Annotated in this window: 19 protein-coding genes; 7 read left to right on the forward strand and 12 right to left on the reverse strand. The window is 35.1% G+C overall.

Annotation, left to right across the window (positions count from 1 at the left end; genetic code table 11):
- A partial coding sequence (locus PN450_RS22410; protein ID WP_271837602.1) for a hypothetical protein occupies positions 1 to 180 on the forward strand: 180 nt, incomplete at its 5' end.
- A 10-nt stretch (positions 181 to 190) separates the two neighbouring features.
- On the opposite strand, the gene PN450_RS22415 is transcribed toward PN450_RS22410, so the two are convergent.
- Together PN450_RS22415 and PN450_RS22420 are read right to left on the reverse strand one after the other, a co-directional pair.
- Complete coding sequence (locus PN450_RS22415; RefSeq protein ID WP_015077999.1) at positions 191 to 973, reverse strand: PP2C family serine/threonine-protein phosphatase; 783 nt, start codon at positions 971 to 973, stop codon at positions 191 to 193.
- A gap of 53 nt (positions 974 to 1,026) precedes the next feature.
- Positions 1,027 to 1,701: a vWA domain-containing protein gene (locus tag PN450_RS22420; RefSeq protein ID WP_148759680.1), complete on the reverse strand. Its 675-nt coding sequence runs from the start codon at positions 1,699 to 1,701 to the stop codon at positions 1,027 to 1,029.
- Positions 1,702 to 2,454: 753 nt separating this feature from the next.
- Here PN450_RS22420 and PN450_RS22425 point away from each other — a divergent pair.
- Complete coding sequence (locus PN450_RS22425; protein ID WP_148759678.1) at positions 2,455 to 3,837, forward strand: response regulator; 1,383 nt, start codon at positions 2,455 to 2,457, stop codon at positions 3,835 to 3,837.
- Positions 3,838 to 4,494: 657 nt separating this feature from the next.
- Positions 4,495 to 8,166 carry a DUF7149 domain-containing protein gene (locus tag PN450_RS22430; protein ID WP_271837603.1) on the forward strand — a complete coding sequence of 1,224 codons (3,672 nt, stop codon included), beginning with the start codon at positions 4,495 to 4,497 and terminating at the stop codon, positions 8,164 to 8,166.
- Between the two features lie 47 nt (positions 8,167 to 8,213).
- Here the strand turns inward: PN450_RS22430 and PN450_RS22435 are convergent, their stop codons facing one another.
- A complete protein-coding gene (locus tag PN450_RS22435) occupies positions 8,214 to 8,477 on the reverse strand; it encodes a hypothetical protein (protein ID WP_271837604.1) in 264 nt (87 codons plus the stop codon).
- Between the two features lie 231 nt (positions 8,478 to 8,708).
- Complete coding sequence (locus PN450_RS22440; protein ID WP_271837605.1) at positions 8,709 to 10,334, reverse strand: mechanosensitive ion channel family protein; 1,626 nt, start codon at positions 10,332 to 10,334, stop codon at positions 8,709 to 8,711.
- Positions 10,335 to 10,776: 442 nt separating this feature from the next.
- Between PN450_RS22440 and ahcY the strand changes: the two genes are divergently transcribed.
- The 3 genes from ahcY (at position 10,777) to PN450_RS22455 (ending at position 12,912) form a co-directional block, all read left to right on the forward strand.
- Entirely contained in the window at positions 10,777 to 12,054 is a 1,278-nt protein-coding gene (gene ahcY, locus PN450_RS22445) for an adenosylhomocysteinase (protein ID WP_271837606.1), read from the forward strand.
- 124 nt (positions 12,055 to 12,178) lie between these two features.
- A complete protein-coding gene (locus PN450_RS22450; protein WP_039202650.1) occupies positions 12,179 to 12,595 on the forward strand; it encodes a XisH family protein in 417 nt (138 codons plus the stop codon).
- Positions 12,583 to 12,912: a XisI protein gene (locus PN450_RS22455; protein WP_213711748.1), complete on the forward strand. Its 330-nt coding sequence runs from the start codon at positions 12,583 to 12,585 to the stop codon at positions 12,910 to 12,912. The genes PN450_RS22450 and PN450_RS22455 overlap by 13 nt, the downstream gene beginning before the upstream one ends.
- A gap of 502 nt (positions 12,913 to 13,414) precedes the next feature.
- On the opposite strand, the gene PN450_RS22460 is transcribed toward PN450_RS22455, so the two are convergent.
- The 8 genes from PN450_RS22460 to dnaA all read right to left on the reverse strand — a co-directional run bounded on the left by PN450_RS22460 (position 13,415) and on the right by dnaA (position 19,367).
- Complete coding sequence (locus tag PN450_RS22460; RefSeq protein ID WP_271837607.1) at positions 13,415 to 15,079, reverse strand: coiled-coil domain-containing protein; 1,665 nt, start codon at positions 15,077 to 15,079, stop codon at positions 13,415 to 13,417.
- Between the two features lie 241 nt (positions 15,080 to 15,320).
- Positions 15,321 to 15,626 (reverse strand): type II toxin-antitoxin system RelE/ParE family toxin, encoded by a 306-nt coding sequence (locus tag PN450_RS22465; protein ID WP_148759647.1) that lies wholly within the window; start codon positions 15,624 to 15,626, stop codon positions 15,321 to 15,323.
- Positions 15,623 to 15,889 (reverse strand): ribbon-helix-helix domain-containing protein, encoded by a 267-nt coding sequence (locus tag PN450_RS22470; protein WP_148759645.1) that lies wholly within the window; start codon positions 15,887 to 15,889, stop codon positions 15,623 to 15,625. The genes PN450_RS22465 and PN450_RS22470 overlap by 4 nt, the downstream gene beginning before the upstream one ends.
- On the reverse strand, positions 15,886 to 16,341 hold the full coding sequence (locus tag PN450_RS22475) for a hypothetical protein (protein WP_210422349.1): 456 nt from the start codon (positions 16,339 to 16,341) through the stop codon (positions 15,886 to 15,888). Before PN450_RS22475 ends, PN450_RS22470 begins: the two co-directional genes overlap by 4 nt.
- Positions 16,342 to 16,511: 170 nt before the next feature.
- Complete coding sequence (locus PN450_RS22480; protein ID WP_148759641.1) at positions 16,512 to 16,874, reverse strand: aspartyl protease; 363 nt, start codon at positions 16,872 to 16,874, stop codon at positions 16,512 to 16,514.
- Positions 16,871 to 17,188: a hypothetical protein gene (locus tag PN450_RS22485; protein WP_148759639.1), complete on the reverse strand. Its 318-nt coding sequence runs from the start codon at positions 17,186 to 17,188 to the stop codon at positions 16,871 to 16,873. Before PN450_RS22485 ends, PN450_RS22480 begins: the two co-directional genes overlap by 4 nt.
- 67 nt (positions 17,189 to 17,255) lie before the next feature.
- Positions 17,256 to 17,705: a nucleoside deaminase gene (locus tag PN450_RS22490; protein ID WP_148759637.1), complete on the reverse strand. Its 450-nt coding sequence runs from the start codon at positions 17,703 to 17,705 to the stop codon at positions 17,256 to 17,258.
- Between the two features lie 285 nt (positions 17,706 to 17,990).
- Positions 17,991 to 19,367, reverse strand: coding sequence for a chromosomal replication initiator protein DnaA (gene dnaA, locus PN450_RS22495; RefSeq protein ID WP_271837609.1), 1,377 nt, complete (start codon positions 19,365 to 19,367; stop codon positions 17,991 to 17,993).
- A 226-nt stretch (positions 19,368 to 19,593) separates the two neighbouring features.
- On the opposite strand from dnaA, the gene PN450_RS22500 reads away from it, so the two are divergent.
- Complete coding sequence (locus PN450_RS22500) at positions 19,594 to 20,856, forward strand: HhoA/HhoB/HtrA family serine endopeptidase (protein WP_417033766.1); 1,263 nt, start codon at positions 19,594 to 19,596, stop codon at positions 20,854 to 20,856.
- Positions 20,857 to 20,917 lie beyond the last annotated feature (61 nt).

Raw genomic sequence — 20,917 nt, forward strand, 5'->3', positions numbered from 1 at the left:
AATAAAACACTTCTTTGCGCTGATGGTTATTCCTACTTGCTAATTAATTCTATCATGTCACCGCGAATAAATTCGCCGTTGGCACTTCCTCCACGCATCTATTGCCAAGTGGCTTCCGTGCCTTTCGTTCTATTTGGTGAGGAGGTAGGAGTTATCCACCAACCTGCAAATAATTCCTGATTACCATAACTCATGAGTTAATAAATGCAGCTAGAACTAAAGTCAAATCATCATCAGTCCGCTGAGTAATTTTATCAGAGCTTAAAAATCTCATTAGATGTTCTTTGGCTAATATTCTATCTTCAGCGTTAGCTACAAACTCGAATAAAGGTAAAAAGAAAGGTTTATGAGGTTCACCAACAATCATATTTAAAGCTAACATCTGTAACCCATCGGTAAGCACACCAACATTAACTATCTCTTCCCGCCATATTTTCAGTTGTGCTGTCTCTAAGGCATCGGGAGATGTTAAAAAGGTCGTTTGATTGATATATTCACCGTTGCTGGGGATGGTTAAGGCTATCAGATTACCCATACTATTTTTAGCTACAGCTAAACCATCACCAACCTGCCCCACAGCCACAATTTCTGGTGTAGCAATCATGACAATTAAGGTAGTTGCTAAATCATGAGGTTGATTGTGACAAATATCCGCCTCAATTTCTATGGCTTTACGGGCTGCTAACATAGCATCAGTTAGCAAATAACCCAAAAAATCATTATTAGCCAGGGTATTACTGGTAATCTCTTGGCGAGAAAGATGCTCTATTGCCGTTTCTACAGCAATCATTGATCCCACCTTTCCTAGTTTAGCAGAACCCGCACCATCTGCTGCTGCTATTACCAACACATTATTGGCTAATAGTTGCCAATGGTGAGCATCCTGACAAAGTTGCTGGTTTTTTGAGTGACTAGTTCCACATACAGATGCAGCTACTATGCGCCATTGAGAAATCTGTTTTGATGTATTCATATAATTTGTTTTCCACAGCTAGTTCAGTTTAAACAACAAGCTGTAATTTTCATCTAAACAGATCCCCACCCAATTGGTGGTAGTGCTACCTGTTCATCTACTTGAGAATGGGATACCGCTGACATACTTGCGGACAGCCATACAAACATCTCAATAAAATTTAATCCTTTTAGCTTGAGTGGACTCCGCACAGCGATTTGACTTAATCTGCTCATGTTCGCATTGTCTACCCCCACAGTAAAGAAGGCCACCCGCTTATTAGATTCATCTCCTTGCAGTCTTTGGGATGCTTGTTCGACAACATGATCTAGTTCACCTTGGGGTTCACCATCGGTAATCATAAATACCCAGGGACGGTAGTAAGCAATACCATTATTTCGATATTGGGATTTACGCTCTTGAATAATATCTAATGCTTTATGAATTGCTGAACCCATGATGGTTAAACCCTGGGCTGTGAGAATTGGCGGATTGAATTGATCAGCAGTTACAAAGTCCTGCACGACATTTACACTACTATCAAAGGTGATAATTGCCACTTCCACTCTTCTGGATGCTAGAGAATTTTTTACCAGTTCATCCTTTAAACTCAACAAACCTTGATTTAAAGCTTCGATTCGTTCCCCCTGCATTGAGCCGGAGGTATCTAGCAATAGCACGCATGGGCAACGGGGTTCGGGATTTTCCGCAAATTCTACAACTTCGTCAAGATTAAACGTATCAATCATAACTTTTTGTGTTATGTTATAATCCAAAGTCTTATTTTCCTTTTACTCAAAGTATATAGTTTCTAGCGCTAGTATGACTAAAATTATGGTATTTTGTCGAAAATACTTGAGTTTTTCAGTAAAGATATTGATTTGCGGTAAATTTGCCAAATATCTCTCCAACTCCTCATAACTAAGTGTTGCATAATTCAAGTATGAATAACCTCACTCAGAGGGAATTACAACTAATTTCCTGGGTGTAATTTCCAGGAAATGAATACTTTCTCTTCTTTGCTATTCTTGCTCTTGTCCAATAGCTGAGTGCTATAATCAACATATACATTTACCTCCATAAATTTTTAAAGATTCTATGTGAGATTTCGTCTGTCTTCAGGTAAATAAATTCATTATTTTTAAATCCCCAAACAGGACGAATATCATTCTGACGGTTGATGAATTTAAATTATCCGAAAGATCTCAGCATTCTTGCTCGGATTACTATGTGATTTATCAAGATCAAATAGCTGAAAAATCTGACAAGCAGGAGATTTTTATCTAAGCAAATGCTCAAGAATTAGCACGAAAAACTACAAAACTTGTTACATTCAAAATCGCTAGGTAGGAGAATTTTTAGAAAATGTTTTTCGTTGATATTCATAATTTAATAACTTGTGTGTGATCATGACTATATTTTCCAGTGATATCATATTACAGCCTGATATTTAATCTTTTCCCATACTATATTGATGTATCCGCCCAAAAAATTGTAAAAATATGAAAAATACTGGCACATTTACCAAACTACCTCCCGCAGGTTTATTAAGACAATTAAGCAACTGTTATGAAACTACCTGTTTACAAGCATTTAGTAACTCTGTATCTTGGTTGATATATATAGAAAAAGGAAAAATTATCTATGCGACTCATTCCGTAGAACCTTTTGATAGATTAGAACGACAAATGCGTCGTCTCCATCAACAAATCCCGCTCGTAGATAATGAAGTGCGCGTACAAATGCGCTTGGTGTTTGAAGCTGAAGATCATGATCACTTCCCAAACCAACCTCCAGAATACGAAGCGATTAACTGGCTTGTCACTGAACAACATCTTCTGCCTACTCAAGCAACATTACTTATTCAAGAATTAGTTAAAGAGGTAATTGAATGGTTTATCCTCATTAAAACAGGTACTTATGAATTAGCAGAACCAATCCATGATTTGACAAAAATTTGTCAGTTAGATATCAATACTATCATCGAAGAATGTCAAAATCAGTTACAAAATTGGCGATATCTTGGTAGATATATCTCTTCTCCCTATCAGCGTCCATATTTGTTAGTTAGTAGCAAATTTCAGGATAAAAGATTACCACCACTAAAAGAGAATATCACTAATTGGATGAAGGGTTTTAGCTTGCGTCATCTAGCGATTATCATGAATCAGGATGAATTGCAACTAGCTTTAAGTTTATACCCCTATATTGTCAAGGGTTCGATAGTATTACATGAGCCAGATCCTCCATTTGATAAATTACCAAAAACAAATGGCAGTCTATTACCATTTTCTGAAGATAGCACAGAATCGGTGAAGGAAAAATTATTTATTTCCGATGTAGCACTAAGCAAAGATCCTCCTCCAGAAACTTTAATTATTTCTGAAAATAATGTTGCGGTTCAACAGCTAGTAACAGACATTGCTGATTTACCTCCAGATGATTTACAACCCGAAACTGTTGATAGTAACATAGATGCTGATTCCCAAAAAGTAAAAGTCAATCCGAGAACTACACAAAAGACTTACAAAATTATCTCTGTAGATGATAGTCCCACAATTCTCAAGGAAATCAGCCGTTATTTAGAAGATGAGAATTTTACTTTGGTAACTATTAATGAACCAGTAAAAGCAGTTATGTCAATTATTCGACATAAGCCGGATCTGATTTTACTGGATTTAAATATGGCAGGAATTGATGGTTATGAACTATGTCGCATTATCCGCAATAATTCCCTGTTTAAAAATATTCCCATTATTTTTGTGACTAGCAATAAGGGAATTATAGATAAGGTAAAAGCGAGATTTGTCGGTGCTTCGGGATATTTAACTAAACCTTTTACTCGCGCTGAATTGCTAAAAATGATTTTTATGCACTTGGCATAATTGCAGCAAAGTAGGGGTTTAGCATTGCGCTTTACCCTGACTTGATTTTGAATTTAAATTTTGTGCTTCCTTGTCTCAACCAAAGCAACCAACCGTTATTTGAGAAGTATAAGTTTTTTAAATGAACATTTTTACAAAATTGGTAAAGTTGATGTTTATTGAGAATATCTCTCTCTATTCTCAAGATTATTGAGAATATTATCAATAAGTTAACGGAAATAGGTTTTTACAGGATTGATTAATACCCCTTGACTTTTTGTGCTACTATTAGAGATAGAATTGGCTAATGCTATGTTTAATTTTTGGGCTTAACTAAAAGCCTGTATGGGGTTGGGTATCCTTGCGTCAACCCAACATGATCAAAACTATCAAATATTATGTGGAGTTCTCTTAGTCATTTAGAGATTTCGATATCTTGTCTACAGCCCAGACAGTAGTGCCAAGTACCTTTTTTGAAACGAACCACAGAGGCACGGAGGACACGGAGAGAAGAAATATTGGTACATTAGAGGTTGTTTGAAAAATAATTACTTAAAATTCCTATTTTTATCCTGCTCATCCTTTAATCCTGGACATCCTGATATGGCTTGCGCCACGCTTCGCTATCAGACAGTTTCCTTGCGTCAACCCAACCTACAATATAAACATTTAAGAAAAATGAATTTGCAAAAACTACAACCCAGAGAATCATTAAATAAAGCCTTTCTCAAGGTTAAACCCAATAGAAATGATATTGAGCATTTTAAAAAGAATCTGCAAAGTCTCATTGAGAAAATTAATGAAGTTGAATCTGAAGAGTTTCATAAAAATCTGATTGGTGATTTTTTAAAGAACACATATTATAGCACAAATCATTTTATTAATACTAAGGGACGAAATGATCTTGTTATTCATAATGGTAAAGATGCTAAAACCAGTGTTGGTGTAATTCTGGAAGCTAAAAAACCTACCAATAAAGGTGAAATGCTGAAAGTTGATAATTTGAATACTAAAGCTTTTCAAGAATTGGTTTTATATTTTCTGCGGGAACGTCTGATAGAGAAAAATATAGAAGTTAAATATTTAATAGTTACTAATATTTATGAATGGTTTATTTTTGATGCAAATAGTTTTGATAAAGCATTTATTGAAAATAAAACCCTGGTTAAGCAATTTACAGATTTTGCAGAGGGAAGATTAACAAGTAAAAAAACGGATTTCTTTTATAAGGAAATTGCTCAACCTGCTATTGCGGAAATTCAAGAACAAATTCCTTTTACATATTTTGATATTCGAGAATGTCAGGAATATTTACAACCTGGTGAAAATCCCCATGATCATAAATTAGTCCCACTGTTTAAGTTATTTTCACCATCACATTTATTAAAATTACCTTTTGCTAATGATAGCAATACCCTTGATAAAGGATTTTACAGCGAATTATTACATATTATCGGGTTAACAGAAACTAAAGAAGGTGGTAAAAAACTCATTCAACGCAAAAAGGAAAATGAGAGAAATCCAGGTTCACTGATTGAAAATGCAATTGTCCAACTTGATAGTTTAGATAAAATTTCTCGCATAGAAAAGCCAGAACGATTTGGAGAAACTTATCAAGAACAAATTTTTAACGTTGGGTTAGAATTAGCAATTACTTGGGTAAATAGAATCCTGTTTTTAAAATTATTAGAAGCGCAATTAATCAAATATCATAAAAATGATCCGTCTTTCGGATTCTTGAATTTAGAGAAAGTCCAAAATTATTATGATCTGAATAGTCTTTTCTTCAGCGTATTAGCTCGCAAACAAGAGGAAAGAACCGAAAGTGTCAAAAAGATATTCTCTCATGTTCCTTATTTAAATAGTTCTTTATTTGAACCAACAGATATGGAACAATTCACCATTTTTATCAACAATCTTAGAAATGAGAAACTAGAAATTTTCCCCGCGACTGTCTTAAAAGATAACAACGGAAAAAAACGCATTGGTGAAATTAATGCTTTAGAATATCTCTTTGAATTTCTCAATGCTTATGATTTTAGTAGTGAAAGCGGGGAAGAAATTCAAGAAGAGAATAAAAGGTTAATTAATGCGTCTGTACTGGGTTTGATTTTTGAGAAAATTAACGGTTATAAAGATGGTTCTTTCTTTACTCCCGGTTTCATTACTATGTATATGTGTCGGGAAACAATTAGAAAAGCAGTTATACAGAAGTTTAATGAAGTTAAAGGTTGGAATTGTGAAAATATTGATGATTTATATGAAAAGATAGAAGATAAAAAAGAAGCTAATAGAATTATCAATAGTTTGAAAATATGTGATCCTGCTGTGGGTTCAGGACATTTTTTAGTTTCGGCTTTGAATGAAATTATTGCGATTAAAAGCGAATTGAAGATTTTACTTGATAGGGAAGGTAAAAGATTAAAAGAATATGATATTGAAGTTGTCAATGATGAATTGATTGTGATTGATGATGAAAAGTTATTATTTGATTACAATCCTAAAAGCAAGGAAAGTCAACGAGTACAAGAAACGCTATTTCATGAAAAACAAACGATTATTGAAAATTGTTTATTTGGTGTGGATATAAATCCCAACTCTGTGAAAATATGTCGGTTGCGGTTATGGATTGAACTGTTGAAAAATGCTTATTATAAGACCTCACCCCTAACCCCTCTCCTCCCAGGAGAGGGGAATATAGGAGAATTGGAAACTTTACCCAATATTGATATTAATATTAAATGTGGTAATTCTTTAATTAGTCGGTTTTCTTTAGATGCTGATTTGCGAACTGCTTTAAGTAAAAATAAATGCAGTATAGAAACTTATAGAAATGCTGTCCAAACTTACCGTAATGCTGAAAATAAAGAGCAAAAGCGGGAAATGGAAAGATTGATTAATGATATTAAAGGTAATTTTAAAATAACATTACAATTAAGTGATCCAAATAAAACTAAGTTAAGAAAGTTAGAAGGAGAAGTTCATAATTTAACACATCAAACTTTTTTTATTCCAGAAACAAAAGCTGAAACAACAAAACGGGAGAAAAAAATTTCTAAGTTAAATAATGAGATTGATAAGTTACGGGTTGAGATTGAGGATATAGAAGGTGGTAAGATTTATGAAAATGCTCTAGAATGGCGTTTTGAGTTTCCTGAAGTTTTGAATAATGAAGGTGTTTTTGTCGGTTTTGATGTGGTAATTGGTAATCCTCCTTATGTACCATCTAAAAATTTATCTGAAAGAGAAAAAGCAATTTATTATGAAAAGTATAAAACTACAGAATATCAAATCAACACTTTTGGAATATTTAGCGAACTGGGAATAAAACTTTTAAAATTAAAAGGAAACCTTTGCTTGATAATTCCAAATTATTGGTTAGCAACTAAATATGATAAAAAGCTGAGAGAATTTCTATTTAAAGAGAATCAAACAACAGATATTATCAATATATATAGTATTTTTGAAAGTGCAGTAGTTGAAACATTATTATTGTTTTCAAATAAAGAATCAAATAATCAAGCCCTACGTATCCGTAGTATTGATCGTGATATTTCTACGATTGATAAGCGATTAGATGCAGTTATGTTTTCTAATTGGAGCTACGATGAAAAAATAGTTATTTCAAATTTAGATCCAGAACTAACCTTATCATTTGAAGACAAAATTAAAATAAATGCAGAAAGCTTGATAGGAAATTTATTTGATTTAAAATTTGGAGCAAAATTATATGAGGTAGGAAAAGGAAATCCTTCACAGAGTAAAAATGATGGTAAAAATAAAATTTATGAATCTGAATTAAAAATAGAAGAAAGCTATATTAGACTACTCAGAGCAAGAAATATTCAAAAATATAGACTTAAAATTGATGATTATTATGTAAAGTATGGGGAAAATTTAGCTGCTCCACGTTCAATATCAATGTTTGAAGGGAAAAGAATCTTAATTCAAAGAATTGTTTCCAAAACAACATTAGATGCAACTTATACAAATGAAACTATGATATGTAATACAGATGTGATTACATTAAAACCTAAAAATAACACAATAAATGTTAAATTCTATTTAGCAATTATTTGTTCTAAACTTTGTGCATCTGTATTAAAGTCCCAAAATGTGAATTTAGACAGAACCGCTTTTCCGAAAATTAATACAGAAACTTTATCAACTTTCCCAGTTCCTGAATATAAACCTGAATATATAAATATTACTGCAATTGTTGATCAAATTCTCACCGCTAAAAAATCAGATCCAAAAGCAGATACAACCGCATTAGAAACAGAAATAGATCAGCTAGTTTATCAACTTTATGAATTAACACCAGAAGAGATTAAAATTATAGAAGGGTAAACACCACAAATCCCAGATCCCCGACTTCTTTAAGAAGTCGGGGATCTCTACGCTGCTTCCCTCAATGGGGTGGGTACAGACACTTCTGGAAACGGTAGAGAAAGCTGTTCTGGTGATGGTATTGGCGCTTCCTGTAATACCGTGACTTCAATATTTACACTGACCAAATAACTACCTGTATCTGCACCTATGGCTTCAGAAATTATTTTAGCTATATCTGGACGTTTTGCGGTTAAAGGATCACGGATAATACAACGATCCCATTCATGCTTGGCTGTGGGGTTAAGATTGAGAATATAATGCTTCATCATAGGTGTAGTCCTTAAAATCCTTATTCCATAAGTCTTTCCAGGTTTGAAGACTATTTCCATAGTATAGTACAAATTTACTAAAATGGCAAGAGAATCATCAAAAATTGCCTTTAATAAGAAAAGCTACTTTACATAGAAATATACAAAAACGCAAAGACGTTCCATAAAACGCCTCTACGATTTTCTTGATGGAGATGAAAGATGGTTATGTGACTAAAGAAACTTGATAATTTAAGTTTCTGATGTTGCACTTGTGGAAAACTCATCCTGAGAATTCAATAACTGGACCTCATTAATCCAATTTGCTTGTTGCGGTACGGGAATATAAATTCCGGCTGCGTCTAAGGTGATTTTTAGGCGACGACGATATTCTCGCGCTACGTTCCATTGTTTAAGCGGTTGGGTTTTGATCCAGACACGAATCATCACACCGCGATCGCTAAAATGCTCAACACCCAAAACATTTGGCTTTTCCAGAATTTGATGTTTCCATTTGGGATCTTGACTCATCTCCAAACCCACATCTTCAATTAACTGCAAAGCCTCATCTACATCCGCTTGGTAAGAAACCGGAATACTTAAATCAGCCCGTGACCAACGACTAGAAAGATTAGCTACAATCTTCACCTCACTATTGGGGATAGTAATTAAGCGTCCTTCCGAATCTCGAACTTGAGTCATTCGCAGATTCAACTTTTCCACCAAACCGCCCACAGTACCCACAGTAATCATATCACCCAAGGCATATTGGTCTTCAAAAATAATCAAAAAGCCGTTAATTGCGTCTTTGATTAAGTTTTGGGAAGCGAGGGATATAGCCACACCGACTAAACCAGCACCAGCTAACAGCGGAACGATATCTATCCCCAAAGATATCAAAGCTAGTAAGCTACCTGCACCCACAAAAATAATCGTAGTGATACTTTTAGTTACGCCGGAAAATGTGGATATTCTCAACTGCAAACGTTCGGATGTTTCTGGAGTTAATAAAGCCCCACCACTCACTATGGTTGAGGTAAAATGATCTATTAAGGCATAGGTAAACCGCACAGCTACATAAGTTCCCACCGCGACAATAGTTAATTTAATGGGAATTTGGGCAATGGTGAGAATCCCAATTTGGAAGGCGCGTGTGTAGGGAAATAGTCCTAAAATAATTAAACTACCACTGCCCCAAATCCCTGCTTGGGCTATTTGAAATAGTCTGGTTTTGACTTCTTGAAGATGCTGCTGTTGTTGTTGATTTAATAATTTGGTAATTGGTGCAGTATCTTTGGAAATAGCCGGGATAGAATCGGCTGCATTCTTGCTTAAACGCTTTTGCCAACGCCTGACACCCCAACTGATGATGATCATTGCCAGTGTCCCCACAGCAGCAATTTCACCTTGCTGAATTAAAAACCGAGTTTGTCGTTCTTGTTTGGCTTGTTGCAGGTGTTGTTTTAAGTCATCACTAATTTGATTTGCTAATGTTAACGGGTTTGCCTGTCCAACATCTTCGTAGGTGATGGTCATCAGGTATTGGTCATTAACAAAAATCGTCGGTAATCCTTTAACTGTGCGATTCTGCACTTTAACTTCTGTTGCAGATGCCTGTAAATAATTATGGGTGATATCCTGTAAATTCTGTTGAATGTTTTGAAAACGTTCGGGAAATTTGGTTTTTGAGGCAGTGATGCTAAATAAAGGACGACCATCTAAATTAATCCAGCCAGATACCATCTTATCATCTACCTTATTGCTTGAACTACTGGGAGTGGGCAGAAAAGGTAAAGGAGAAAACTGGGCTGTGGCTTTGGTGACAGAACCGATGGTAATTACCATTGTCCCTGCTACCGCTAAAAATCGAAGTATCACTAAAATACCTCCTTGTGTGATTGAAGGCTTCCACACCCGTCCGGAACTTAAGTTCCGGGCTAATAGCTAAAGTAAACTAAAGTTTACTAAGTAATTTTTGGTTTCTTTAGTCATCTTGAGATGACTTTTGCTATCAGACTGGGAATTAATTCCCAGTTGGGTTGTCGGTTTTACCTGAAGTTGACACCAATGGGAATAGGGGAATAATTAATATCCTGTCGCCTATGTCCTAAGTCGTTGCTATATTCTTACCAGAGAATGATGAAAAAAGAAAAAGCCCGATCTAGTGTTAACACGGCTCATATCAGAGGTGAAGCTAGTTCACAGGACTTTTTGACTAGCTGATTACTAATTCTCAGAAAATATGGCTAGTAATGAGAAAACCTTGTTAAAGTACGTAAAGGTTTATAAACCTGTTTCATTTTTTTAAAGGATAATTTTCATGACTGCAACCACTCCCAGATTAAAGCACGAGGTTAAAGACCTCGGACTCGCTCCCTTGGGAAGACAACGGATTGAATGGGCTGGACGAGAAATGCCCGTATTGAAGCAAATCCGCGATCGCTTTGAGAAAGAAAAGCCCTTTGCTGGATTGCGTATTTCCGCTTGCGCCCACGTGACCACAGAAACAGCACATTTAGCGATCGCTCTTAAAGCTGGTGGTGCTGATGCAGTTTTAATTGCTAGTAACCCCTTATCAACTCAAGATGACGTAGCTGCAAGTCTTGTAGCTGATCATGAAATTTCCGTATTTGCTCAAAAAGGCGAAGATGCCGCTACCTATAGCCGTCACGTCCAAATAGCCTTAGATCACCGCCCCAACATCATTGTTGATGACGGTAGCGACGTGGTAGCAGAATTGGTTCAACATCGTCAAAACCAAATAGCTGATTTGATTGGTAGTACCGAAGAAACCACAACTGGTATCGTCCGGTTACGCGCCATGTTTAACGAAGGCGTTCTTACATTCCCTGCGATGAACGTCAACGACGCAGACACCAAGCACTTCTTTGATAATCGCTATGGTACTGGTCAATCTACCTTAGATGGAATTATCCGCGCTACAAATATCTTGTTAGCTGGTAAAACTGTTGTAGTTGTCGGTTATGGCTGGTGTGGTAAGGGTACAGCCCAGCGCGCCCGTGGCATGGGTGCAAACGTCATCGTCACCGAAATTGACCACATCAAGGCTATTGAAGCCGTTATGGATGGTTTCCGCGTCCTCCCAATGGCAGAAGCAGCGCCTCACGGTGATATCTTCATTACTGTCACAGGTAACAAGCACGTCGTTCGCGGTGAACACTTCGATGTGATGAAAGACGGTGCTATTGTTTGTAACTCTGGTCACTTTGATTTGGAACTTGATTTGAAATACTTAGCTGCTAATGCTAAGGAAATCAAGGATGTCCGTCCTTTCACTGAAGAGTATAAGTTGACAAATGGTAAATCCGTTGTCGTTCTCGGACAAGGACGTTTGATTAATTTGGCTGCTGCTGAAGGACACCCCAGCGCAGTTATGGATATGAGTTTTGCTAACCAAGCTTTAGCTGTTGAATACCTGGTGAAGAATAAGGGTAGTTTAGCTGCTGGTTTGCATTCTATTCCTAGAGATGTGGATGAAGAAATTGCTCGTTTGAAGTTGCAAGCTATGGGCATTTTCATTGATAGTTTGACAGCAGATCAAATTGACTATACCAATTCTTGGCAGTCTGGAACGTAAGTTATTAATTAGTTGATTTTTTGGGGATAGGCTTTTTGCTTATCCCTTTTTTTAACGAACCGCAGAGACGCAGAGAGCGCAGAGGGAGGATATAATGGGATGGAGGGTGTTATTATAAGTTTTTATGTCAGCAAAAGATTTTTTTCACAATGCAGTTAGGTTAGCTTTAGAAAAAGATGGTTGGTTAATTACTGATGATCCTTTAAGATTTATAGTAGATACTATAGAATTTCGTCTTGATTTAGGAGCAGAAAGACTTTTAACAGCAGAAAAGGAAGGAGAAAAAATAGCAGTTGAAATAAAATCTTTTTTGGGAAAATCAGCTATCAGTGAATTTCATACGGCTTTAGGACAAACACTTAACTACCGTTCTGTTTTAAGAAAAGAAGCACCTGATCGTATTTTATATTTAGCAATTAGTTATGAAATCTATACAGCTTTTTTTCTAATACCTGTGATTCAAGAAATAATTGCTGAACATAAATTAAAATTATTGATATTTGAAATTAGCAAAGAGGAGATTGTTTTATGGAAGGAATAAATTATCCTGAATTGGTACAGACTGTATTAGCAAGACATACAGAAAGTCATTTAGCTAAGGGAACAGAAATACAATTAATATTTGATAATCAAAAAAATCACTATTTAGTAATTCATCTAGGTTGGGAAGGTGAAAAACGAACTTATGGTTCGGTGATTCATGTTGATATTAAGGATGGAAAAATCTGGATACAGTGTGATTTTACAGAGGAAGGAGTAGCTAATGAGTTGGTAGAGTTAGGTGTACCAAAAACAGATATTGTTTTAGGTTTTAGATCACCTTATGTGAGACAGTTTACTGATTTTGCATCGGTTTAGATTTTTTATTCAATTGTTGGATTTTGGTAACTTGATGATTAGTTGCTTTTTTGGGGATAGGCGTTTTGCTTATCCCTTTTTTTGTTTCGCGCAAAGACGCTAAGGAGCAAAGACGCAAAGAGAGGATAGAATGAGAATTGGTTTGTTTAAATTACAAATATTTTTTGTCTGAATCAGGATACCGAGGATTAGAGGATTAACAGGATTTTGTATGAATATTTATCTGGGAATATTTCAGATTTTAAAGATTAGTTTTTTCTTCATCCTGTAAATCCTTAAATCCTGGAAATCCTGATTCAGAAAGTAGGGTGTTTTAGCGAAGCGTAACGCACCAAGATTGATAAAATTTAATCTCATGAATTAATGTCTGTTACGTCGCGCTCTTAATGCACCCTATGAACTGATATTTGAAGCTATATTGAGTATTTCATTTTCTTGACATTCTTCATCAATTAGAAATTGATGCTGTTCTAAATCCTCTAGATAATACTTCTCAAAATCTTTATAGATACTGTTGTAAATATTCTATGTACCGTTCCAACTTTTCTACATAATAACAATTTATATATATATATTCATAATTTTCTAAATCTTCTGAACCAAATATTTCTATATATTCTAGATACTGCTCTAAATCCTCTTTTTCCAATTCCAAATTCTGAATATAAGTATCTTTTTCAGCAATCTGTTTTTGTAATTCATCCACCGAACTACTATGGTTACTTCTTTGTTTTAACTTCTTAACTTCTAATTCGGCATCTATTAACTTCTGACTCAATATAGTTTTTTCTCTTTCTAATTCTTTAACACAACTATCTAACTCAAGTTTCTCTCGTGTGATCAATTTGATTTGGGCTTCTTTTTCATTAAGATTATCTGCTAACCATTTGAGACTTTCAATATTTTCAGAATTTTCATATTCTAATTTTTTGATAGAAGCATTTTTTTGAGAAATCTGTTTTCGTAATTCTTCTATCAAACTACTATTATTACTAACCTGAAACTTGCTTACGCTCAACTCCCATTCAACATCTCTTAGCTTCTCAGTTAAAGAACGAATCTTCTGTTCTAATTGTTGAGTACGATTATAAATATCTAAATCATTGTTATCCTGTGCAGTTGTTGTTAACTGTGATTCTTTTTCAGCGAGATTTATTTTCAACTGCTGAATTGTTTGAATATTTTGATTATTTTCAAATTCTAACTTGTGGATATCATGATCTTTTTGAGCAATCTGAACTTGTAAAGTTTCTATATAACCAGAATTATCACTAACTTTATCAAAATCTCTAATTTTATCATTTAAAGATTGAATTTCACCTTCCAATTGTTTAACATGATTATTCAAAGTATTTTTTTCTTGTGTCAATAATTCAAAATTATATTTTTGAGTAATAACATTTGCTTCTAATAATGAGATGTTTTGTAAATTGGCAGCTTTTTCTATTTCTAGAGTTTGAATACAAGCATCCTTCTGAATTATTAAAGATTGAACCTTATTTAATTCACTTTGAATATTCTGTAACTCAATAGTATGATCAGGTTTAGATTGTAACTCATTAACTTTAAATTCTAAACCCATCAACTTCTGTGTTAAGGAATTAATATCACCATCTTTTGTAGTGATTATAGACTTGAAAATTTCTTGAGATTGATTAAAGTTATTTTTCTCTTGAGTAAGAAATTTATTTTCTTGTTTAAGAACTTCATTTTCTCGGTTAAAAGCTTGAATTTTTATCAATGCTTCATTTCGCTCATTCATTAACACCTGAGTTTTTTCCAAAACTAAATCCCATGTTTTGTCTTCTAAATTTTCCTTATAAACAATACCACCTAATTTTTGAATAAATGATTTTTGGTTTGTTTCTAAGTCTTGATTTCTTTGATTAAAGATAGTATTTTGTATCTGTAATTTATTAGTCAGTTCTAATATTGTTTGATATTCCTGATGTAAAATAGTAATTTGTTGTTCAAATTTATGAATCTCCTGTTTTAAAGATTCATTGTCACCAGTCAATTTTTCAAATTTTGTATTCAACTGCTGAGATTGAGAAAATATATCTAAAAAAACTTTAATAATTAAATTATATTTAGCTACATTCCGAAAACCTTGCGTGTCAATCTTCTGTTGCTGGTTGTTATCCTTTGTAAATAAAAGATAGCTCATAATTAAGATTATAGCTATCAAAATGGTAATGATATATATCATAGAAATACCTCTTTAATCACTAATTAAGTAAAGTTAGCTTATTCAACCTTGTTTATTTGTATATCATATATTATGATACTTGTATTACTTTGCGTCTTTGCTCCTTTGCGACTTTGCGCGAAACAAAAAATATTGAAACACCCAGCGAATATAATTCGCGTCTACACAGACAAAACCCGCCTTTGCGTGAGATAAAGTTTCAATCATCCATTGATTCTGTAAACAAAGATTCCAGATTTCGATAACCACTAACTACACGCACAATTTCAATCCCACCATTAATAACTCGATAAAGAATAACGTAACCATCCAAAGGAACACCTCGCAAATCAACCTTAATATTTTCGTAGCTACGCCCCATATTAGGGAAATTAGCTAAATATTTACATTTTTTCTCAAACTCATCAACAAAACGCTCTCCAGCATCAATATTTCTATTTGCAAAATAATCAATAATTTCTGATAAATCTCGATTAGCTTCTGGAGAGATAATATGTATTTTCATCCTTGTATTTCTCTCGCTTGACGCAACTTATCCCGCAATTGTGAAATCACAATATCTCCATCAATACCTTCCCCTCTATCCAATTGTTCAATAGCAACATCAACCTTTTCCCGTGTTTCCTCCACCCAATTCTGATAACCCTTATCCCACTCCAAAAGCAACTTCAAAGCCTTACTAATCACATCTTCAGGATTTGTATATCTACCCGTAGCAATTTGCGCTTGAATAATTTGCTCTAATTCCGGTTTAATTTGGATATTCATGATTTCACCTGATCATCATTAAAAGCTGCTGCTAACTCAGGACTAATAATAGCTATAGAACTTTCTTTCCATTCATAAATAATAGCATCAATCAAATCCCAAGCCTCATTAGAAGTATCAGTTAAGCGAAAAGCCTCACTCACTTCTTTAATAAACTCTTGCAATTCATCCGCATCAAAAACCCGCAACCATCCATAAGGATGCTCATAACCTATTTTTTGTCCTAACAATAACCGAAACGCAACCGATAACGCCTCAAAAACAGCCTTACTTTGTGTTACCCCCTTCACTAAATAAGCCACATCTTCACGACGCAACAGCGCAAAAGATTGGTCATTTCTAGTAATAGTAATTGGGTGTTCATAAGCCTTATCTAGAACCTTTCCAGGTTGACGATTTAACTCAGTAGCTGTCACTAACTCATCTGAGTAAGCATTGCTAAAAATTGCCATTGACATGATACCCGCGTTTTCAAGAAACGCTGACTTAATCTGAAGATGATATTACGTACTATTATACGTAAACCTTATCATTTGTCAATAGGTAACATTACAAAAACCTTTGTTCTTGCAATTCTTCCTTTGCGTCTTTGCTCCTTTGCGACTTTGCGCGAAATAAAAAATTATCCCAAAGTCAAAATACTCTCTGGAAAATCCACCACCAACCGCAAAAACTTCAACCACTCAGAACCAAGCAAAACTTCATTAATTCCTTTACCCACATTCACAGGAATTTGATACTGCTTTCCGTCTAATATCACTTGACCTAAATAAATCTGAAATTTTGATTCACCTTTAGCAGTCCGTAACATTTCCTCCCCACTATACAACCATTCTAAACCATCTAAATCTTGTGTATTAATAGCCATAAAACCTGCAAAACCACTATCGAATAGGGCATCTACAGCAAGATTCAAGCCATCATTAGTAACTAATTCAATCTCAAAAAATAATTGCCCATTTTCTCCAAAGTAACCCTCTATCATATTGTGCCAGTTGTCCCCGTTTCATTCAAACAAAAAACGAAGTGTCTAGCTTGAGGATATTTTTCCAACATTCTTTTATGAGATTGCATTCTATCCTGATCAATTAAATATTCCCCACTATTTGGTTCTATGGAAATATACCAACCATAGTGACTTTCGATATATTCAGAACGGACACGATTAAAAATTGCCCGACAACGTTGATAAAATATTTCATCTTCCGCTTCTCGTCTAGCTAATTCTTCTGGTGATATAGTCAATTCAGGAAAAATTCTTCCTCTTCTTACCACTTTTTTCGATGTGATGTGAGTCATATTTTTAATTTGAACTCTATTTAGTATTGTAACTTGAATTATGCTTGTATGTACAGACTGATTACCGTTATTCAACTAACAACGAATCGCAACCAATATCTTCATCCCAAAGTTCCGGGTTAGTCGTAATAAAATCACTCATCATTTGTTCACATTCATCTAAATTTAAATCCACTACTTCCACACCATGAGATACCATAAACTCCTTCGCACCCGAAAAAGTCTTTGATTCTCCAGCAATAACTTTTTTAATGCCAAATTGCACCACAGCACCAGCACACAAATAACAAGGCATTAATGTAGAGTAAAGTATCGTACCTCTGTAGTTACCAATTCTCCCTGCATTGCGGAGGCAATCAATTTCCGCATGAGTCACAGGATCACCGTCTTGCACGCGCTTATTGTGTCCGCGTCCGACAATTTTACCATCCTTAACCAGCACAGAACCAATGGGAATTCCCCCTTCTTGTCTACCTTGTTGAGCTTCCAAAATTGCCGCATTCATAAATTCGTCCATTTGTCAATGCTCCTGATCTAAAAAGATAAGTATTATTGATGCTTCCCTGTGGAAAAACTGTGGAAAACCCATCCTCAATTTTTACAAAATAATGATACTCCATGAAACTCATAAATAATAAATTAAAGTTTTCCACAGCTTTTCGGCAGAAAATTGGATTTTTACCGCAATTTTAAATAAAAATTAATCATTTATTATATTTTTCTTAAAATTCGGACTGAATAAGAGAGATTTGAATTTGATAAATTAGTTTCTTGGTTGTGGAAAACATCCAGAAAATTAATTCTATTTTAGGGAACGAGTCGCCATTTGAATGCGATCGCTCAATTGGTGTAAAGTTTGAACTAAACTCTGATCACTTTCTTGTAACTGGGTAATCTTTTCACAACTATACATCACCGTCGTATGATCTTTACCACCAAACTCCTCCCCTATTTTGGGTAAACTCAAATTTGTAAGTTGTCGCATTAAATACATTCCGATTTGTCTAGCCCAACTAATTTCCCGACGACGGGAATTACTTTTTAAGTCCTCAATAGAAACATTTAAAGCATCAGCGACTATATTTAAGATTATCTCTGGAGTTGTGGCTATTTTCTGGCTAGGAGTTCCGAGAATGGGAGCAAGATTTTCCACAGTCATAGGTAAACCCCAAATAGAAATATAAGCCAAAGCCCGAATTAATGCCCCTTCCAACTCACGGATATTAGAAGTACAATTAGAAGCAATATATTCAACTACCTCCCGTGGTAAACGAATATTTTCATATTCAGCTTTTTTCTGCAAAATCGCCATTCTGGTTTCTAAATCAGGGGTTTGAATATCCGCAATTAGCCCCATAGAAAACCGGGAACACAACCGTTCTTGTAAACTGGGAATTTGATTAGGAGGACGATCTGAAGCAATTACAACTTGCTTACCTGCCTCATGTAAAGTATTAAAAGTATGAAAAAATTCCTCTTGAGTATATTCCTTCCCCTCCAAAAATTGAATATCATCAACTAACAACATATCAGCAGCCCGATAATGTTCGCGGAAAGTTTGCATACTATCTTGACGAATAGCAGTAATTAAATCATTTGTAAACTGCTCCGTAGACACATAAAATATCTTAGAATTAGGACAGATTTCCCAGCGATAATTACCAATAGCTTGCATTAAGTGAGTTTTCCCCAAACCCACACCACCACATAAAAATAATGGATTGAATTCCCTCCCCGGATATTCGGCTACAGCTAAAGAAGCAGCATGAGCCATGCGATTGTTAGCGCCGACAACGAACCGCGAAAAAACATATTTAGAATTTAGATCTGAAGTCTTTTGCGTATTTATCGGAGTATTTGCCAAAATATGATTTATTGCTGGTAATTCCCCCCCCAGTTCCTGTTTACCCAAATGAGAAACTTCCTCATCTTCAACTACAGTAATATAAATTTCGATGGGATAACCCACAATATCTTGGACTACATTAGCAATAGTATGAATGTAATATTTTTGCAGCCAATTGCGAGCAAAAGGATTAGGAGCATATATTACCAAACAGTTGTTTTCTAGCTGCTGTGCTTTAGCTGTCTTAATCCAAGTTTCAAAGGTAGGAGGAGCTAACTCTAACTGTAAACGCTCTAATACATGATTCCACAAACCATCTATGGGAATTTCCATTAACGCCACCTTTATCCGTAATTCCTAATTCCTAATTTGTAATCACATACAATAAGATCCTCAACTTCTGATTTCAATTCATAATTTATTTACAAGCCAAAAAAGAAGTCGGGAATCTGAACTACTCTAAAGATACATAAATCAAATAGGAGGCTATATAATTATCCTGATAAAAACCAGGTAGCCAGTATCCTAGCACTACTAACGAATACGGAGCAATAATCACATGATGAAGATCAATAATTATAACCTAGCAGCTAAAAATATTAATACTAGATTTTTACGCCAAAACTTGGGAAATAAAGGGAAAAAATGGATTGCAGTCTGTGGTGTAGCAGTTTTCATGCTGGGAGGTTGTACCAGCCTCAAGAAAACCACCTCAGAAATAGAACCTAGTCATGCTCAATCACAAAAAACTACTGCACCCACCACAGAAATTGCTCCTCCCGCGATTTTTTCCGCTTCTGGAGATCCTAACTTTGTTGTCAAAGTCGTACAAAAAGTAGGAGGTGCAGTTGTTCGCATTGATTCAACGAGAACCGTTACCACTCAAGCACCAGACGAATTTTCTGATCCCTTTTTTCGCGGCTTTTTTGGCAATAGAATCCCTTCTCAACAAAGAGAAAGAGTAGAAAGAGGTAGCGGTTCGGGATTTATCATTAATTCATCTGGGCAAATTTTAACTAATTCCCACGTTGTCGACGGTGCTGATTTAGTTACAGTTACTCTCAAAGATGGCCGGACTTTTAAAGGTAAGGTATTAGGTGAAGATGCGGTAACAGATGTGGCTGTAATTCAAATTGAAGCTAATAACTTACCCACCCTAGCTTTAGGTAAGTCGGATACTTTGCAACCAGGAGAAGCCGTTATCGCTATTGGTAATCCCTTGGGTTTAAATAATACTGTCACCTCTGGAATTATCAGCGCCACAGATCGTTCTAGTAGTGATATCGGTGCAAGTGATAAGCGTGTTGATTATCTGCAAACAGATGCAGCAATTAATCCTGGGAACTCCGGTGGACCATTACTAAATTACCGTGGTGAAGTCATTGGGATGAATACAGCAATTATTCAAGGCGCTCAAGGTTTAGGATTTGCCATTCCTATTAATACTGCCCAAAAAATTGCTGAGGAAATAATTGCTAAAGGTAGAGTTGATCATCCCTATTTAGGCATACAAATGGTCACACTCACACCTGAAGTTAAGGAAAAAATCATTGCCAGATTTGGCGATAAAATAAATTTATCTGCAAATGAAGGAATTCTCTTAATCAGGATTGTTGCTAATTCACCCGCAGCGGTTTCTGGATTGCGTCCAGGAGATGTTATAAAGAGTATTAATAATCAACCAGTTTTGAAAGTTGATGAAGTCCAAAAATTAGTAGAAAATAGTAAAATTGGTATTCCTCTCCAAGTGCAAGTAGATCGTAATGGTAAAGTTTCTCAATTTTTAGTTAAACCTGCACCTTTACCAATTAACAAGGAATAAAATTCCTTAGAAACTCTCAGAATCAGGATAAGTAGGTGAACACAATAAAACCAATCTGTGT

Source organism: Dolichospermum lemmermannii CS-548, from assembly GCF_028330815.1.
Lineage (GTDB): Bacteria > Cyanobacteriota > Cyanobacteriia > Cyanobacteriales > Nostocaceae > Dolichospermum > Dolichospermum lemmermannii.

Excerpts from the sequence above, each read along its gene's own strand:
- PN450_RS22415 (WP_015077999.1), bottom strand. The coding sequence starts at position 973 with ATGAATACATCAAAACAGATTTCTCAATGGCGCATAGTAGCTGCATCT.
- PN450_RS22420 (WP_148759680.1), bottom strand. The coding sequence starts at position 1,701 with ATGATTGATACGTTTAATCTTGACGAAGTTGTAGAATTTGCGGAAAAT.
- PN450_RS22425 (WP_148759678.1), top strand. The coding sequence starts at position 2,455 with ATGAAAAATACTGGCACATTTACCAAACTACCTCCCGCAGGTTTATTA.
- PN450_RS22430 (WP_271837603.1), top strand. The coding sequence starts at position 4,495 with ATGAATTTGCAAAAACTACAACCCAGAGAATCATTAAATAAAGCCTTT.
- PN450_RS22435 (WP_271837604.1), bottom strand. The coding sequence starts at position 8,477 with ATGATGAAGCATTATATTCTCAATCTTAACCCCACAGCCAAGCATGAA.
- ahcY (WP_271837606.1), top strand. The coding sequence starts at position 10,777 with ATGACTGCAACCACTCCCAGATTAAAGCACGAGGTTAAAGACCTCGGA.
- PN450_RS22450 (WP_039202650.1), top strand. The coding sequence starts at position 12,179 with ATGTCAGCAAAAGATTTTTTTCACAATGCAGTTAGGTTAGCTTTAGAA.
- PN450_RS22455 (WP_213711748.1), top strand. The coding sequence starts at position 12,583 with ATGGAAGGAATAAATTATCCTGAATTGGTACAGACTGTATTAGCAAGA.
- PN450_RS22460 (WP_271837607.1), bottom strand. The coding sequence starts at position 15,079 with ATGAGCTATCTTTTATTTACAAAGGATAACAACCAGCAACAGAAGATT.
- PN450_RS22465 (WP_148759647.1), bottom strand. The coding sequence starts at position 15,626 with ATGAAAATACATATTATCTCTCCAGAAGCTAATCGAGATTTATCAGAA.
- PN450_RS22470 (WP_148759645.1), bottom strand. The coding sequence starts at position 15,889 with ATGAATATCCAAATTAAACCGGAATTAGAGCAAATTATTCAAGCGCAA.
- PN450_RS22475 (WP_210422349.1), bottom strand. The coding sequence starts at position 16,341 with ATGGCAATTTTTAGCAATGCTTACTCAGATGAGTTAGTGACAGCTACT.
- PN450_RS22480 (WP_148759641.1), bottom strand. The coding sequence starts at position 16,874 with ATGATAGAGGGTTACTTTGGAGAAAATGGGCAATTATTTTTTGAGATT.
- PN450_RS22485 (WP_148759639.1), bottom strand. The coding sequence starts at position 17,188 with ATGACTCACATCACATCGAAAAAAGTGGTAAGAAGAGGAAGAATTTTT.
- PN450_RS22490 (WP_148759637.1), bottom strand. The coding sequence starts at position 17,705 with ATGGACGAATTTATGAATGCGGCAATTTTGGAAGCTCAACAAGGTAGA.
- dnaA (WP_271837609.1), bottom strand. The coding sequence starts at position 19,367 with ATGGAAATTCCCATAGATGGTTTGTGGAATCATGTATTAGAGCGTTTA.
- PN450_RS22500 (WP_417033766.1), top strand. The coding sequence starts at position 19,594 with ATGATGAAGATCAATAATTATAACCTAGCAGCTAAAAATATTAATACT.